Here is a 16,917-nt window from a genome sequence, read left to right as displayed (position 1 = left end):
TCAAGAACCCGTTCGATCAGCTTCGCGCAGTCCGCACAGGCGGCAGCTCCTCGAACGCCGTCACCAGCTCCGGATCACGCAGCAGCGTCGTCCACTGACCCCCATAGGTCCGCGAGGCCAGATAGAAGTTCGGGCTAACGCATTCGACCATCCGGCACCGCTCCAGCTTGTCGATCAGCGAATAGCCAGGGCCATGCCGTGCCACGATGTCGTGGAGGTCAGCGCGCATCAACGTCCCGCAGCCACGGCAGCGCGTCCGGACCAGGGCGTTCATGCGTAGCATCTCGCCGGCGCTCTCCATCCAGCGGGGCCACAGGGCGACAATGTTGGCAGCCGTTTCCATGGCCGAACGATACGCCGCGATCGGCGCGGTCGTCCAGCGTAAGCCTTGCGGGAATGATCTCACCCCTTGTCGCCAATCAGAGGGTGTTCGGGCACTCAGTCCTCGCCGGGGCGTCCACCCGCGCAAGCCCGCAAGCGGGCTTCTCCACTCCGTTTCGACCCTACGGGTGCGCTTACGCGAACTATGCCCCGGCAGTCCTGTCGCCTGTCGAACGACCCCGATTGGCGGGGTCCGGACGAGGAGACCATCATGGCCGAGCAAACACCTCATTCAGACCGCGCCAAAGGTGGCGTCAGCGAAATCGCACGGCACAACGACTGGCTGCGCGAACACATCACCGCTCCCGGCAACAACCGCGTGATGATGACAAGCGGGATCGCCGACCTGATCGGCGACATCAGTCTGTTCCGGGGATGGCGCAACCGCGCCCAGATCCTCCGCGAGGTGCGCGACTTCGAAGCCTTCGACAAGGACATCAATCCTCATGGCGAACGTGACATGGGCAAGTTCGAGTTCGTAGGCGTCCCCTGTTATTGGAAAATCGACTACTTCAACCACGACATGACCGCTGGCTCCGAGGATCCGGCCGATCCGTTCCAGACCACGCGCGTCCTCACCATCATGCGCGTCGACGAACGATGACACATACCGCCCCGGCGCTCAGCCGTCGGGGCTTTCCCCTCTCCCAAAAGGATCGCATCATGACCGTCGAAACAATCACTCGGATCAGCGCAACCGAGCGCGCACGCCGTCACCGTGAGGTGGACTTCGCACGCGGCAACGTTCGCCACGAAGGCGGCATCCTCTCCGACGAGATCGAGCAGCTCAACACTCGCTATCTCGCCGGTGAGATCGACAGCGCCGCGCTGACCGACGCCATCCTGGCATCGCAGACCGCCCGGTTGCCTTGATGGCGCGGAGGCAGAAGGGAGTGCGCCGTGTGGCGGCCTCCCCTGCCCTACCACTGTCGGAAAGGCTCTGTCGTCGACGCCGTTCCATCGTGACGACCGGGCGCGGCCTGCGTCAAGGATGCGCGGTGCCCCCAATTTTGACGCGGCCTCCGTTTTCGCTGCGCTTCACTACGACCACGACAAAATTGGCACCCCCACGCCCCGCTTCGCGGCCGCTTCGCGGTCCTGTGACCCCGACCCCGCCCGATCGTCAGCCTGCCTCTGTCTCAAGCGAACAGAAGGAGGATCAGATGAACATTCAAACCGCACGCACCCAAGCATGGCTCGCGGACCTGGCCAGCATCCAAGCGGAGATCGCGATACACGGGATGCCCGCGGCACCCCGGCCCGCTCGCAAACGGACGCGCAAGCTCAAGCCGCTCTGGGAAGAGTGACCGAGACGGGGCGGCGCTGCGGCCCCGCTCTCGTCATGTCTCACACCGCTCGATGCGCCAGCACCTCGCGGATCCCACGCGCGCAGCCTTCGGGAAACCCCTGCACATATCCGATTAGGAAAGCGGTGAAGCCGATCCCGATCAACGCGGCGATACCGAGCACGACGAGCTGCGGCAGCGACGCCCGTTGATGCAATGGTGTCCTCGCAGGAGGCGTCATTCTCCGCTGATGCGCCCGCTGCAACGTGCGCACCGCCGCGATCATCTCCTCGACCAGGAGCATGTTGTGACGGGAGATTTCTCCAACATCGACGATTAGCTCCCGCGATGCGACAGCCGCATATTCAAACGTCAGCTCCGGTGTATCGACGAGACCGCTTAGTCCCGAACTCCGCTGATGCAGTTGCAACAATCCCGTCTCGATTTCGAGCAGAACGGCTTCTTCAAGGTCCGGTTTACCCACCTTCACTCCGTGCCTTTGATGATCTCGCCTTATGGACCGTCCCAACCGCAAAACCTATGACGCGGGCGTCGCTCCGCCCTGTGGGCGGCGCCGGGCTCTCTTCCGCTGCGCTCCACCGAGCCCCTTCGGGTCTCAGCCTTTCGGGTGATGATCCCTGACGTGAACCTGCCGGATCGAAAACAGCTGCCTGGCGTAACTGCCATTCCATCGATTGCACTTGCGATTGTCCGTTCGCAGGTGCAGCAAAGGGAGGCCTTTCAGGCATCCTCTCCTAAAACTTCCAGGCCGTCCTTTGGGCGGCCTTTTTTTGTTCATCGATGCCTCAAGCCGTATCTAAAAGATCCTCATCTACCGCGTTGCCTAGCAGACTGCCGGAATCTCGCCGGCGTTGATCGACACGCGCTGCGGGCTTTGCCAGAACCGCGGTCTCGCCCAGCTTAGGGCGGGATCACTTATGCATCGGCTTCGCAATACGAACAGGGAAATGGATATGGACGAGAAGACTGACAGGATCGCGTTGGCGGCCGAGCTTACCGCCGCGTGGCTTGCGAACCCGAATACCCGACCCGAAGCTGATGCCGTCCCGGCTTTCCTTGCCTCAATGCACGCGGCCCTTGTGAGGCTGGACGCCCCGGCCGAGGGCGATCAACGGCCCGGGGCGCCAACCGAGGCAGAATATCCGCCGGCAACGACCGCCCGAAAGTCGCTGGCGTCGCCCGACCGGATCATATCGATGATCGACGGAAAGCCGTACCGGACCCTACGCCGGCATCTCAGCAGCAACGGGCTTACGCCCGAGGAGTACCGCGCCCGCTATAATCTCAAACCCGATTATCCGATGGTAGCGCCAGCCTACAGCGAGGCACGTCGCGCGATGGCAAAGCAGATCGGCCTCGGACGGAAACCCAAGACGGTAGAAGCAGATGCAGAAGCAGAGACACCGTCGCCAGCGCCGACACCCCGGCGCAAGCTGAAGGTGGCCACACCTGAATAAGTCAGCATCGCAAGCAGATCATCACGGAATTAGAAACGCTGCGTTGCGTTAAGCCGATGGAACGATTGCGCAAACGGCCTGTTGCTCGGGAAAGCTTACGCCTGCGCCGTGCGCACGGGCTGGGGGCACCGGGACAGACAAAGGACTTTACGCATGCACGAACGGCGGAGCTGGGCGGCTATCATCCTGGGATTGGTGATAGCCGCGATTGGTCTGGTATTGGCGATAGGCGGGATCTGGCTCGCCGCGATCGGCGGGTCGATCTATTATCTCATCGCCGGCGTGGCGATGCTTGCCGCGGGCGTGCAATTGGTGCGCAGTCGGATGATCGGCGCCTATATCTATATCGCCGTCGTCGCGCTGACCGTGCTGTGGGCCTTCTTCGATTCTGAGAGCAACCTCGTCTGGGCGCTCGTCCCGCGCATCATCGCGCCGCTGGTGCTGCTGATCGCGACCTTCCTGGTCATGCCGACGCTCACGCGCCGCGCCAATCGCTGGAAGCTTGCCGGCGGTGGCATCGCCGCCGTCGTGGTGGCGACCGCGGCCTTGTTCACCGTGCTCGGCACGCAGGAGACCGCCGTGGCGGCGCTCCCCGCACAGAATTCGGGCGGCATGGCCGATCCGTCGGGCGTGACCACCGGCGTTGACTGGCCGGTCTATGGCGGCACCGGCGCCGCGCGCCGCTTCTCGCCGCTGACGCAGATCAACGCTGCCAATGTTGGCAAGCTCGAGCAGGCGTGGCTCAGCCACACCGGCGACATGCCGAGCGATGCCGCCGCCGCCAAGCAATATGGTGCCGAGACGACGCCGCTCAAGATCGGCAATTCGCTCTATCTGTGCTCGGCCAAGAACATCATCATCTCGATGGATGCCGGCACCGGCAAGGAGAATTGGCGCTTCGATCCCAAGGTTGCCAATGAGTGGATCCCCTATACCGCCGCCTGCCGCGGCGTGACCTATTACGCCGTGCCGAACGCCAAGCCCGATGCGGTGTGCGCGACGCGGATTCTCGAAGGCACGCTCGACGCGCGCCTGGTCGAAGTCGACGCCAAGACCGGAAAGCCGTGCGCCGATTTCGGCACGAACGGCCAGGTCGATGCCAAGATCGGCATGGGCAAGGTCTTCCCCGGCCTCGTCTCGATCAACTCGCCGCCCGTCATCGTGCGCGGCATTGCCGTCACCGGTCACCAAACCACCGACGGTCAGGAACGTTATGAGCCTTCGGGCGTGATCCAGGGCTTCGACGCCGTCACCGGCAAGCTGCGCTTCGCCTGGGACATGCTGCATCCGGAGTGGAACACTTATCCGCCGACGGGCAAGGAATGGTCGCGCGGCACTCCCAATATGTGGACGATGGCGAGCGGCGACGAGAAGCTCGGCTTGGTCTACCTGCCGATGGGCAATTCGACCGTCGACTATTGGAGCAGCCTGCGCACCCCGACCGAGGATGCGTTCGCAACTTCGATCGTCGCGCTTGACGTGACCACCGGCAAGCCGCGCTGGAAGTTCCAGGCGGTCAAGAACGACGCCTGGGATTACGACTTCGGCAGCCAGCCGACGCTGATCGATTACAAGGGGATCCCGGCGCTTTTGGTGTCGTCGAAGCAGGGCGACATGTACGTCCTCGCACGCGCGACGGGCAAAGCGCTTACCCCGGTCGGCACGATCAAGGCCCCGTCGGGCGGGATCGAACCGCAGCAGCGCTCGCCGACGCAGATCGTTTCGCTGTGGCAGACGCTGCGCAAGCCCGACCTGACCGAACACGACATGTGGGGCATGTCGCCAATCGACCAGATGATCTGCCGCATCAACTTCAAGCGTGCGAGCTACAAGGGCTTCTTCACCCCGCCCGAGGTGGATCGCCACTCGATCGAATATCCCGGCTATAATGGCGGCACCGATTGGGGCAGCGTGGCGGTCGATCCGGCACGCGGCGTGATCGTCGCCAATTACAACGACATGCCCAATTACGTGCAGCTCGTGCCGCGCGCGACCGCCGACAAGAAGGGCTGGTTCACGCGCGAACAGAACGCCGACCTTAAGGCTCAGGGCAAGACCGTCGCGGTCAAGGCCGGCGCCGAGGGTGCGGGCGATCCGCAGGCGGGCACGCCGTACGCGGTCGACGTCAATGCCGGCTGGGTGATGCCGTTCACCGGCATGCTGTGCAAGCAGCCGCCTTATGGCGGGATCCGCGCGATCGACATCGCGACCGGCAAGACGATCTGGGACCGTCCGTTCGGCTCGGCGCGCAACAACGGGCCGTTCGGTATCCCGAGCTATCTGCCCTTCACGATCGGCACGCCCAACAATGGCGGTTCGATCGTGACGGCAGGCGGAATCATCTTCGTTGCGGCGGCGACCGATGGCCTATTCAAGGCGATCGACCTCAAGACCGGCAAGATCCTGTGGCAGACGGTGCTCCCCGCCGGCGGCCAGGCGACGCCGATGGTGTATGAGCAGAACGGGCGGGAATATGTGGTGCTGATGACCGGTGGGCATCACTTTATGAAGACCAAGATCGGCGACCAGGTCATCGCCTGGGCCCTGCCGAAGAGCTGAACCGTCTTAAGTCCTTCCCCGGGAATCGGGGAAGGGGGACCGCCAGCCTTCTTCAGGCTGGTGGTGGAGGGGGCCGCAACAGCAGTTACGCTTCGTGATACTCCCCCTTGTAACTTACCGGCTACCAAATCTGCTCTGATGGCGGATGCGGCGACAGGCGGGAGGCCGGATACCCCTTGGGACACCAAGCCCGTGGTGGAGCATGGTCCTCGCATGCCGTTCCATCGAACTCGAACAGTCGACCATCCGGTCACGCGATCGTGGAAGCGAAGACTGCACGAAATCGCGCATTCGCCGTATGACACCCTTGGGTGACAGCGATTGGGAGTTCACAGCCCCTGCCGCAAATCATGTCACTCAAAGGAGGTGATATTGATTTGACCATGTATGAAACCGCAATGGTCGTGCTGACTGGTATTTCGCTAGTCGTCGCGATCGTCACGTTGGGCCGGAAGTAATTCCGGCCTAGCGGGGGGCGGAGGTCTCACAGGGCCTTCGCCCTTTTTCAAGAAAAAGGCCGGCGCTGTTCCCAGCGCCAGCCCCGGAAGTTTGAACCCGTCGCGTTCACAGCGCGACGGGTTCAGGTAAGTGACACCGATCTGACTCGATGAAACCGCAGCCCCCATATACGCTATCCATCCTGAAAATCTAGTTTCAGGATGATGGCTCTCGCGCCCGACCGAAATTCTACTTCCGTAGGACCCGGTCCCTCCCCGCACTATCGGGCTATCGGTATCTCTCCGATCCGCGTCGTCCATGCCGGACTTTTCTGGCTCCTTTTCGTATCGAATGCGCGCGCGCCGAACCCCTGCGCTGCGATCCCTACAGTCCCGCGGCCGAACCGATCGTTGAGGCCGTCCATGGCTGCGAGCAACCCGGGCGCACGCGGATCCTCGACGGCAAAGAAGTCCCCCTGCCCGCGCCCTGCGGCAGCAGCTCCTCGAGCAGGACGCCGCACTTCGTATAGACACCCCCGGGCTGATACATCGCCTCCATCATCTTAGCCGCCAGGCCGGCGATGATGCGCGGATCGTTGCTGGGCGGCGACATCCGGGTCTGGCGGCTCGCCGAGGGCGGATTGGGCCGGTAGCGCGAGCCGTGCGCGGACACGATCAGCCGCGTCGCCACCAATCCTTGGTGACGGATCTTCTCGACCGCGCGCACCGCGCGCCGCACCATCGCCTCGCGCAGCTCGTCGAGGTCCGTCACCGGCGCGCCGAACTGGCGCGTTACCGCCGTCGCCTTGCTTGCCTCCGGCTCCGGCTTGAACTCATCGCACTCGATGCCGTTCAACTCGCGCACCAGGCGCTCGAGAACGACCGTGCCGACATCACGCGCCGACGCGGGCACAATCGCCACCAGGTCGGCCGTCGTGCGGATTCCAAGCGGGTGCAGTCGCGTCGGCCGCAGGTGCCTCTGCGTCAGGAAAACGCTACGACCACTTTCCACGCGCAACCACTGCCGCCCCACTGGTCCAACCGTTGCGATGGACGCTTCGCAATGGCGTGCCAAGGCGCGAACAATCCTATCCTTTTGCGTGTCCGACACGTAACTGCCCCCATGGACTTAGCAGGATCAATCCTCGAAAATGTCGAGAACGCAGTCACGAGCGCCCGGCGCCTGCGTGGCCATCCTGTGTACAAGGACACACTGACCTATTGGACAGAGCTGCTCCAGGAGGCCCGGCGCGCGCGTAAGGACCTAGAGGGTCCGCAATCACGGGCGCTCGAGGTTGCGATCCTGAATTTGGAAGGGGAACTTGCCGACCGTCCCGCGTGACGCGGCTTCGTTCCCGACTATGCTGCGATCGCTCCAACCGTGTCGATCCGGTGAAGTGTAAAGCCATCAGAACCAACGGCGTCGCGCGCAACGTCGATGAGGTGGGCATGATGACTGAACACGATGACCTGGCTGTGCGCCGCAGCAGCCGCAAGGACCCGGATAAGTGCGGCCGCTCGATCATCATCAGCGGTAATGAGCAGATCGTCGCAGACGATCGGCAAGGACCCCGCTCCGGCTCGTCCCTCAATCGAGCCGAGGCGTAGCGCCAGGTAGAGCTGGTCACGCGTTCCTTCACTCAACGCCTCAACGCCGACTTCACCACCGTCGGACCGCTGTGCCAGGATGATAGGCCGATCGTCATTGCCATAGCCGACCGCAAGCCCGGTGAACGCACCACCCGTCACCTCCGCAAATAGCACGCCTGCCCTTGCAATCAGGGGCGCCTGATTGGTCGTGCGGTGCCGGTCGAGCATCCAGCGCAGCAGCGCCGCGGCACTCGCCGCCTGGATGTGCTCCTCGGCTGCCTGGGCTAGCGCAGCGGTCGTATCGAACGCCGTTTGCTGTGCGTCGGCAGCCGCGCTGTCACTTGCCGCACGGCCGGCTTCCTCGTCTGCCGCGTTGAGCGTTCGACCGACGATTTCTCGCTCGGCGGCGACTTCACGCCGACGATCCTCAATCCGGGTACGGGCGCCAGATGCCTCCTCGATCGACAAGCCGGCAATTTCGGCCGCAAGCGCCTCGAGCCCAGCACCGTTATCGGCACCGGCAAGTTCGTCGAGCGCTTCGCGCTCTGCCAGCCTGAGAACGTCTCTCCGTGCTACGTTGGCGATGATCCCATCCAGATCCAGTTCGGACGTCGTGCCGGCAGCCGACATGAGCGAGTTGATCGTCGCGCTGATGGAGGCAAGCCGGCCCTCGACCAGGTCGAGGTCTCGCGCAATGCGCTCTCGGTCGGCTTCAAGGCCTGCAAGCGCGTCTCGCGCGCGGATCGCCGCGCGCAGCGCTATGCCAAGCTGCCGTACTTGTTCAGTCGCGTCGCCGGAGCGCGCGGCGCCGAGCACGGCAAGCACTACCGCCAGCTCGGCCTCGAAGGCCGAACGGTCGTGTACGATACTGTCCACTTGCCGCGCGATCATCTCACGCGCTCCCGTGTCTTCGGTGACATGGATGAAGGCCTCGAGCGCGTCGGCAAGTGCGGCGTCGTCGGCATTGGCGGGAAGCGCCGCTTCACTGACCAAGGCGTCGCGGACGAGATCGTGCGCTGTGGTTTCGCGTCGGAGATCGGCGCTCTCCAGAGCGAGTTCATCCAAAGCGCGCTCGATCTTGGCGATGTCGCCCAAGAGTCGGTCGCGACCGGTGATGGCAACGCTCAACGCTGCAGCATGACTGCGCGCGAGTGTTACCAGCGATGGATCAGCGGCTGTCGTCACCGGCCCTCCGGCCGTCGATAGAGCGCTGGCGATCGCGGCGCCTGCCGTTGCAAACTGGGCTACCAGCGCTTCGGACGTTGCGTCCGATGCGGCTGCGTCGCGCTCGGATTCGAATACGGCCGATCGCTTGGTGAGCCAGGCTGACAGGTCTGCTGGCGCGACAGTTTGTTTGAAACCGAGCGCTTGCAATCGCGATGCCCATCCCTCTTCAAGCAGGGCCAACTCCGTCCGGTATCGCCCTTCCCGATGACGGGCAGCCGTTAGCAGCGCGTTTGCTTCATTCAAGGCAACGGTCGTCAGGACATATTCGGCAATGCGGGAGGCTTCTGCGTCGCGCCGGTCGGCAAGGTGATCGGCATCAGAAATCGATCGGCCCAGGGCTTGTCCCAGTGCTTCGGTATTGCCGTCCTGAGGCGTAACAAGCTGCTCGCGAACTTGGCCGACCAGCGCATCGCGTTGCTGTCGTGCCGCTTCGATCACGTCAGGAGTCGGAAGGGATCCGCTCGCGATCAGGCTTTTCAACCTTGCTTCCGCACGGATCGCACTGGTCTCGGCTGCCTCAGCTTCTTTGCGGGCGCCGGCGGCTTCATTTCGCGCCGCCTCTACGGCCACACGGAGCGCGGTCGCTTCTGCCTCCGTCGGGACCGCAAGCGTGTGCAGCGCGGCTACCAGCCCGTGCCACGGAGCGAGATCGGAAAGGCGTTCTGCCGCAAGCGCCCGCTTCCGCTTTGCCGCCAGATCCGCCTCTGCCAGCCGGGTCGCCGCGTCGGCAGGCAGAAGCTGCAATGCAGCGACAAGCGCGGCAGGATCGATCGTCCCGCCGATCGTCGCCAATTCTCCTTCAATTCGTTCCCGGTCGCGGACCTGCTTCGCGCGGTTCTTTTCTACCGACGCCTCGCGCGCGTTCAGCAGGCGGCGTGCATCGAGATGCGCTGAAGTACGCTTGCGCCAACCGGCGGAAGGAAGCGTCCCTCCGGGGGCGGTCCGTGCGTCTGCCAGAGCCGCATCCAGTCGTGCATCGATCCGCTCCAGCTCGGTTCGACGACGCTCTAGATCGATCGCTGCCTTGGCGATGACTGGGCGTCGCTCCTCCAGCGCCTCGATCCGCTCCTGCTCGTCCAGGATTATGCCAGGCCTCTCCACGCCCGCAATGGACGCGTCGATACGGGCCAGGTCCGCCTTACCCTGCGCCGCCAACTCACCGGCTGCGATGCGATCAGCGCGTAACGTCGTGAATAGCGCGGCTGCACCCGTCGGCAATGAAGGCAGGTCCTCCAGCTCGGCCAACTCGTCTCGTGCTGTGGTCAGCCGAGCATAAGGCGCACGCGCCCTCCCCACCCTGTCGAGACGAGCCTGTTCGCGGTCCAGCGCCTCTGCCTCTTCAATCAGCGCAGTTCGGCGTGCCTCCGCATCTGCCCGGCGCTGGCGGGCCTGGGTCCAATCCGCATCGCTGATCGACGTTTGTCGCACCTGCGCCAAGGCTTCTGATCGCTCCCGCATGAGCCGGTTCACTGGCGGGTTCTGCCCGCCCGGCTTGAACAGCGATGAGGCAGCCTCGGTCAGCCTGGCGAGTTCGGTACCGATATGGGAGACACCGGTGCCTGCCTCGAGCGTGATACGAGCGGCGTCGTCTCGGCCGCCTATGATACTGGCTCCGCCCTCGCGCAGCTTGGCATGATCGAGCCCGAACATTCGCTCGAACCCGGCACGGTCGATACCGCCAAGCATTGGTGCCAGCGGATCCGTTTTGAAGGGCGTCCCATCAGCGGCAAGCTGGGTGTCGCGGTTGCCCTTGCGCCGGGTTATGTCGAGCAACTCGCCGTCATGCTCGATCAGTGCCCGTAGGCGAAGCTGGGCATATTCATAGCGCCAATTCTGCCGACTCTGTGCGGGGATCCCGAACAGGAAGTCGCCAATTGCCTGCAATGCCGTCGACTTGCCTGCCTCGTTCGGCCCGACGATGAGATGCAGGTCAGGGCCGCTACTTCCGAAATCGAACACGCGATCGGCAAAGCCGCCGTATCGGACGAGTTCCAGACGTCGGAACCGCATCAGTGCGCGCCCTCGCCGAGGCGTGCTTCGACGAGCGCCCGGGCAGCGCGAACCAGTGCTGGGCCGTCGCGCCCTCGTGCGGACGCGAGCAAAGGTGCCGTGTCGGGATCGCCAATGTCCGCTGGCAGCTTTGCCGTCAGCGGCGCGATGGCGTTCTCGATCGCACGCGCGCAGTCAGGATCGTCGAGCGCCTGCGCCAGCAGGTCCATCAACTCGGGTGGCAAGCCGGTAGGCAGTGCAGCGTCGTTCGCAATGATCTTCACGCGCTCGATCCAGAGGGCGTCAGAGACGCCAGCGGCATGACCGCGAACCTCTGCCTCGAACCAGGCCGGATCAGCACGCAAGCGCTGCGCGAGAGCTCCATCGACTGTGATCGAAACCCGGGCAGCCAACGGTCGACCGTCGGCGCCAAGGACAGCCGGTCGCAGCTGCGCCTGGATCGGGGCGAGCGCTTCCATGGGGTCCGCGGCACCGATTGCGTCGACCTGCGCGTGCGCCCAGCGCACCTCATCGGTCGCCCGGTGCTCGACATGCACAATGGTGCCTTCCTCGACACGGACGACGACAGCGCCTTTTGCGCCGGTCTCCCGAATGTGGCGGCCCTGCGTGTTTCCCGCGAAGACGACATGAGGGTGATCGGATCGAACGGCATGATCATGAACATGCCCCAGCGCCCAATAGTCGTGCCCTGCCGCCTGCAGCTCACCGAGGCTACAGGGTGCATAATTGGCATGCCCTTCATGCCCGTCCAGCGCGGTGTGAAGTAGCGCCACGTTGAGCATGCCCGCGACTGGCGGGCAGTAGGTCGAGGCGATGTTCTCGGTCGTTGCCGCTTCCTTGTAGCTGCGGCCATGGACGACGACCCCGAGATCGTCGAACCGCACGCTTTCGCACTTCGCGCTCTTGAGCTTGTAAATGCCTTCCGGCGCCGTCAGGTGGCGTGTTACCCTGCTTTCAGCGTCGTGATTGCCGAAGGCAATTACCGAGCGGATGCCGGCCCGGGTGAGGCGCGCCAGCTGCGCGATTGCGAACTGCCCGGTCGATTGATCCTTCCAGGCGCCGTCGTAGAGATCGCCGGCGATCACGACGAAGGCGGCGCCTTCTTCGATCGCAAGATCCACAACGTTCGAAAACGCCTTGCGGGTTGCTCCGCGCACCAGACGCGAAAACGCTTCATCGCTGCGCGACAGGCCATGCAATGGGCTGTCCAGGTGGATATCCGCCGCGTGGACGAAGGTGAGATTGCCGGCCATGTTAGGCGTCTACCACCTCGCGTGGCGAAGCGGAATGACTGCGGGCCAGATCTAACTGAGCTTTAGCAAGAACGACCGAGTTCTGGACATTCAGAGCCCATCAGTATTTTCCAGAAAGCGGAAAATTCATTCACAATCTGAATTTCGGCTTGAATCGGTCCGCCCGATGACAAATTAGGCGATCCGTGCCGAGGCATCATAGGAAGTTAGGCGGGCGCTGGTCCTGCTCGAATGGATCACGACGATTGCAGGGCCTTTGGGCATGGCTGGTGGGAACGCGCGCGGCTCGAACTGAAACGAGCAAGCTAGTCTCGGCGCGCGCGAGTTTGAGCGCGATGCTGGAAATGACGCGTGAACCCAAGATGCGGCTGCAAATCTCGTCCGCCCTCAATGCTATCGCTCGTTCGCCTTCGTGATGCTGTTGCCGCGGCTTTCGGATCAAAAGCGGGCGATAGTCTGTTCGGGACCGTTAAGACGTGGCGGAACACCGATTTGACGCCAACACAAAGGCTCATAACGCGACGCGATCCCGGAGACGTATCAATATGACTGACGAATTGTTCGACTTTTCGGGACTTCACCTGCGCCCTGATCCGTCCCGCACTGTGATAAAGCCCTTCAGCGTAGAATATCCGGAGCCGTTCCGCGATACCGAGCATCCCCGCATGCGTAAGGTGATCGAGCGCGTCCTGTCGCTCGACCCGGCGTCGCGCCGCGCGGATTGCGAATTTGCCGTAGCCACCCTTTCGGAGCGGCACCGCAACGTCGATACCATGCTGCTGCGCCGCTTCGATGACGTGGTCTCGTGTCTGCCGGAGGACGTGACCGCGGATCATGAGCAGCAGTTGCTGATCGGTGCCTATCTAAGCGCGGAATATTCGTTCGAGGCGGCGGCTTTGTTCAATCCGAGTATTGTCCTGCGGATGAATCAGGACGGTGCTCCGACAGACGGGCTAAACTTTATCCTCTCTCTGCGTGGCATCGGCGAAGGCCATGTCTCGTCCGTGACCTTCCGCACCGGCAGCTGGAGCGCCAGCACTGGCTTTCAGGTGGACGATGCCAGTCCCTGGGTGACATCGCCCCGAATCGAAGGCCCCGATGAGAGTGGGGACACCGGAACGACGCGGGTAATCTGCGAAGGCAGTCAGGACCCGTCCGAAAGCGTGTTGTTCCCCGTTACCAAGAGCCAGCGCCAGGGGATCGAGGATCTGCGCTTGGTTCGCTTCATCGAAGACGACGGGACGCCCAGCTTTCTCGGGACCTATACCGCGTTCGACGGGCGCGATGCACGCTGCGAATTGTTCCGCGGCACCGGCATCAATACCTTCGAGATGACGACGCTGCAGGGGTCCGTCCCGGCGAGCAAGGGCATGGCGCTCTTCCCCCGCAAGATCGACGGCCGCTTCCACATGATTGGTCGGCAGGACAATGAGAATCTCTGGCTGATTGGGTCAGACAAACTTACCGTTTGGGACGGAGGCGCCAAGCTGATCGGTCCGCGCTACCCGTGGGAATTCATCCAGATGGGCAATTGCGGATCGCCGATTGAACTGGACGAGGGCTGGCTCGTCATAACGCACGGCGTCGGCATGATGCGCAACTATTGCATGGGCGCGTGCCTGCTCGACAAGGCCGATCCCGGCAAGCTGCTTGCACGCACGGCGGAACCGATCCTGCGGCCAAGTCCCTCGGAGCGCAGCGGCTATGTTCCAAATGTTGTCTATAGTTGTGGCGCGGTCGTGCATGACCGTACCCTGCTATTGCCCTTCGGGGTCGCCGACAATTTTGCCAGTTTTGCAAGTTGCAGGATCGACGATTTGTTGGCGCGGATGAGCTGATGCGCTTGGGAGCGTTCGCGAAGGCGTGGGACCGCCTGACACTACGCAAGGAAGTAACGGACGTCGTGCAGGCGATCATGGCGCCTCGATCTTCGCGACGCCGAATTTGCCTTGGGTCCATGGCCTGTAATGACAAACTTGTGCTTCGAGTTTGGCAAACATTGACCCAAAGCACGAAGCCGCTGCGCGGCATTGGTGTTGGTGGTGAGGTAGCGCCTTTGCGGTGAGGTTTGGCCCGGCGGCAGCGGCGGCAGACGATGGAGTTCCTTCAACCAAAGGAACTTGATCATGGCGATTGTACCGATCGAACGACCCGTCACCCCGCTGCGTCAGCGGATGCTCGACGACATGGCGATGCGCGCGATGCGGTCGCGGACCCAGCATGATTATATCCGCCACGTCCGCGCCTTCGCGGCTTTCCTCGGGCGCTCGCCCGATACCGCGACCGCCGAGGATGTGCGCCGCTTCCAGCTTCACCAACGCGAGCAGGGTGTCGGAGAGTCCACGATCAACGGCTCGGTATCGGCACTGCGCTTCCTGTTCGACGTGACGCTCGAGCGACCCGACCTGTCGCGGCGGCTGGTGCTGGCGCGTCGTCCCAGGAAGCTGCCCGACGTGCTGAGCGTCGATGAGGTGGGACGGCTGCTCGAGGCGGCACCGGGCATCAAGTACCGGGCGGCGCTGGGCGTGGCCTATGGCGCTGGCCTGCGCGTGTCGGAGGTCGCGCACCTCAAGGCCGACGATATCGACAGCAAGCGGATGCTGATCCGGATCGAGGAGGGCAAGGGCCGCAAGGATCGTAACGCCATGCTGTCGCCGCAGCTGCTCGAGCTGCTGCGGCTGTGGTGGCGCGAAGGCAAGCGGCGCAGTGTCCTTCTGCCGCACGGCTGGCTCTTTCCAGGGCGCAGCTACACCGACCCGATCTCGACCCGGCAACTGCACCGCGCGGTCTGCGAGGCGGCCGAGGCGGCGGGGATTCGAAAGCGCGTCAGCCCGCACACGCTGCGGCACAGCTTCGCCACTCACCTGCTCGAACAGGACGTCGATATCCGCGTGATCCAGGTGCTGCTCGGGCACAGCAAGCTCGAGACGACCGCGCTCTACACCAAGGTCGCAACGCGCACGATCCGCGCCGTGACCAGCCCGCTCGACCGGCTGATGGCGCTCATGGAGGGCAAGACGCCGCCCGGTTGACGCCCTCGTGCGGACCTCCCTCGAGGTCGCCAACATCTTTCGCGGCGCTGGTCCCGCATATCGAACGGCGCATGCGGGGCACCTGAGCCTGCACCAGCTGAAGGTCATGTCGGCGATCGAACATTGCCGTACCGCCGTCATGGGCGGTCACGTCGAAGCCTGCACCGACTGCGGGCATTGGCGGGTGGCCTATAACAGCTGCCGCAACCGACACTGCCCGCGGTGCCAGGGTGCCGCCGCGCGCGCCTGGCTGGCCGAGCGTGAGGCCGACCTGCTCCCGGTCGGTTACTTCCATGTCGTGTTCACGCTGCCGGCCGAGGTCGCCGATATCGCCCTCCAGAACAAGGCCGCGCTATACGGCCTGCTGTTCCAGGCGGCGTCCGAGACGATGACCACCATCGCCGCCGACCCCAAGCATCTTGGCGCACGCATCGGCATCACCGCTGTCCTTCATACGTGGGGATCGGCGATGACCCATCACCCGCACATCCACATGATTGTGCCGGGCGGCGGGCTGTCGCCCGACGGCAGCCGCTGGGTGTCGTCGCGCCCGGCGTTCCTCTTGCCGGTGCGCGTGCTCGGCAAGCTGTTCCGCCGCCTGTTCCTCACCCGACTGATGGCGCTGCGCGACACCGGGCGGCTCGGCTTCTTCGGAAGCATGGGCCATCTCGCCGACCGGCGTGCGTTCCTGCGCCACCTGTCGCCGGTCCGGAAGAAGAACTGGGTCGTCTACGCCAAAGCACCGTTCGCGGGACCAGAGGCGGTGCTCGCCTATCTGTCGCGCTACACCCACCGGGTGGCGATCTCGAACGGCCGGCTGCTGCGCTTCGACGAGACCGGCGTGACGTTCCGCTACAAGGATTACCGCCGAGACGGAGCCGACCGCCAGCAGACCATGACGCTCGCGGCCGATGAGTTCATCCGCCGCTTCCTGCTCCATGTCCTGCCAAAAGGCTTCCACCGCATCCGTCACTACGGCCTGCTCGCCGGTGCCACCCGCAAGGGGCAGCTCGAGCGGATCCGTGAGCTACTTGGCGTTGCACCGCCGGCCATCACCGATGCGCCGACCGGGCCGGAAGACGTTCGACCGCCATGTCCATGCTGCGGCGGGCACATGGTCGTCATAGAGACCTTCGAACGCTGGCGGCAGCCGCGCGCACCGCCGCAGAGCACCGCATCGACCGGGACGACCACGCCATGACCCCGCATGGCTCAGCTTCATCCCGCCACGCAGGTCTTGCGGTTCCGGCGATGCTGCCGCTCGTGCTGGCAACATCACCGACTGCATCAGCGGCACCTTCAACCTGCGATCATGGGCAAGATGCACCCCGGACACTGCCCCTCGGGACCATGATCTCGGCCGCCGATACGCGCCTCGACAGCCGTCACACGCGCCGCACAGCCGGGCCAAACTCGAAATCCCCATAGCCAGTACACGTGGCCCGCGGCTTCCTGCTTTGGAGGATATCGTACGCCTCACGGCATCCGATTTCCTTCACAAAAAGCGACATTCAGCGTCCTCGCTGCGCCGCCCGACTTCGGACATCCATTCATCGGCTCGCATTCGCCATGTCGGGTCGATGGAATGGCGAAATTTGGGACAAAGCGGTCACTAAAATAGTCGGCGCGAACGGCGGGATCAGATAAGAGCAGACGCTCAAGGC

At 63.9% G+C, this 16,917-nt stretch carries 14 protein-coding genes; 8 read left to right on the top strand and 6 right to left on the bottom strand.

From position 1 onward, the window contains the following. Nucleotides 1–16: 16 nt before the first annotated feature. Nucleotides 17–274 carry a hypothetical protein gene (locus ACVWYO_RS11380; RefSeq protein WP_457350833.1) on the bottom strand — a complete coding sequence of 86 codons (258 nt, stop codon included), beginning with the start codon at nt 272–274 and terminating at the stop codon, nt 17–19. Between the two features lie 318 nt (nt 275–592). Here ACVWYO_RS11380 and ACVWYO_RS11375 point away from each other — a divergent pair, with 318 nt between their 5' ends. The 3 genes from ACVWYO_RS11375 to ACVWYO_RS11365 all read left to right on the top strand — a co-directional run bounded on the left by ACVWYO_RS11375 (nt 593) and on the right by ACVWYO_RS11365 (nt 1,688). Continuing rightward, nucleotides 593–985, top strand: coding sequence for a DUF3768 domain-containing protein (locus tag ACVWYO_RS11375; protein WP_457350831.1), 393 nt, complete (start codon nt 593–595; stop codon nt 983–985). Nucleotides 986–1,044: 59 nt separating this feature from the next. Next, nucleotides 1,045–1,254 (top strand): antitoxin VbhA family protein, encoded by a 210-nt coding sequence (locus ACVWYO_RS11370; protein ID WP_457350829.1) that lies wholly within the window; start codon nt 1,045–1,047, stop codon nt 1,252–1,254. Nucleotides 1,255–1,544: 290 nt separating this feature from the next. Beyond that, nucleotides 1,545–1,688, top strand: a complete 144-nt coding sequence (locus tag ACVWYO_RS11365) for a hypothetical protein (RefSeq protein WP_189677639.1) — start codon at nt 1,545–1,547, stop codon at nt 1,686–1,688. Nucleotides 1,689–1,728: 40 nt separating this feature from the next. On the opposite strand, the gene ACVWYO_RS11360 is transcribed toward ACVWYO_RS11365, so the two are convergent. Next, nucleotides 1,729–2,151 carry a hypothetical protein gene (locus tag ACVWYO_RS11360; RefSeq protein WP_457350827.1) on the bottom strand — a complete coding sequence of 141 codons (423 nt, stop codon included), beginning with the start codon at nt 2,149–2,151 and terminating at the stop codon, nt 1,729–1,731. A 484-nt stretch (nt 2,152–2,635) separates the two neighbouring features. Here ACVWYO_RS11360 and ACVWYO_RS11355 point away from each other — a divergent pair, with 484 nt between their 5' ends. Together ACVWYO_RS11355 and ACVWYO_RS11350 are read left to right on the top strand one after the other, a co-directional pair. After that, nucleotides 2,636–3,145, top strand: a complete 510-nt coding sequence (locus tag ACVWYO_RS11355; protein WP_457354963.1) for a MucR family transcriptional regulator — start codon at nt 2,636–2,638, stop codon at nt 3,143–3,145. A gap of 153 nt (nt 3,146–3,298) precedes the next feature. Further along, complete coding sequence (locus ACVWYO_RS11350) at nt 3,299–5,704, top strand: membrane-bound PQQ-dependent dehydrogenase, glucose/quinate/shikimate family (protein ID WP_457350825.1); 2,406 nt, start codon at nt 3,299–3,301, stop codon at nt 5,702–5,704. Nucleotides 5,705–6,422: 718 nt separating this feature from the next. Here the strand turns inward: ACVWYO_RS11350 and ACVWYO_RS11345 are convergent. The 4 genes from ACVWYO_RS11345 to ACVWYO_RS11330 form a co-directional block, all read right to left on the bottom strand. Further along, entirely contained in the window at nt 6,423–6,566 is a 144-nt protein-coding gene (locus ACVWYO_RS11345) for a DUF4113 domain-containing protein (RefSeq protein ID WP_457350823.1), read from the bottom strand. Then, the gene (locus ACVWYO_RS11340) at nt 6,527–7,063 is read right to left on the bottom strand and encodes a DinB/UmuC family translesion DNA polymerase (RefSeq protein WP_457350821.1); all 537 of its coding nucleotides are present in this window, start codon (nt 7,061–7,063) and stop codon (nt 6,527–6,529) included. Before ACVWYO_RS11340 ends, ACVWYO_RS11345 begins: the two co-directional genes overlap by 40 nt. Before the next feature lie 437 nt (nt 7,064–7,500). Further along, on the bottom strand, nt 7,501–10,968 hold the full coding sequence (locus tag ACVWYO_RS11335; RefSeq protein ID WP_457350819.1) for an AAA family ATPase: 3,468 nt from the start codon (nt 10,966–10,968) through the stop codon (nt 7,501–7,503). Then, nucleotides 10,968–12,221, bottom strand: a complete 1,254-nt coding sequence (locus tag ACVWYO_RS11330; RefSeq protein WP_457350817.1) for a metallophosphoesterase family protein — start codon at nt 12,219–12,221, stop codon at nt 10,968–10,970. Before ACVWYO_RS11330 ends, ACVWYO_RS11335 begins: the two co-directional genes overlap by 1 nt. Nucleotides 12,222–12,766: 545 nt before the next feature. Between ACVWYO_RS11330 and ACVWYO_RS11325 the strand changes: the two genes are divergently transcribed. From ACVWYO_RS11325 to ACVWYO_RS11315, 3 genes are all read left to right on the top strand, one after another. After that, the gene (locus ACVWYO_RS11325) at nt 12,767–14,059 is read left to right on the top strand and encodes a glycoside hydrolase family 130 protein (RefSeq protein ID WP_457354961.1); all 1,293 of its coding nucleotides are present in this window, start codon (nt 12,767–12,769) and stop codon (nt 14,057–14,059) included. 288 nt (nt 14,060–14,347) lie between these two features. Next, nucleotides 14,348–15,253, top strand: coding sequence for a tyrosine-type recombinase/integrase (locus ACVWYO_RS11320; protein WP_457348793.1), 906 nt, complete (start codon nt 14,348–14,350; stop codon nt 15,251–15,253). A gap of 7 nt (nt 15,254–15,260) precedes the next feature. Beyond that, nucleotides 15,261–16,454: an IS91 family transposase gene (locus ACVWYO_RS11315; RefSeq protein WP_457348794.1), complete on the top strand. Its 1,194-nt coding sequence runs from the start codon at nt 15,261–15,263 to the stop codon at nt 16,452–16,454. The last annotated feature ends 463 nt before the right edge of the window (nt 16,455–16,917 follow it).

The organism is Sphingomonas sp. UYP23, assembly GCF_054059235.1.
Note: the sequence above shows the minus strand (reverse complement) of the source record. Positions and strands in the feature narration are given on the sequence as shown.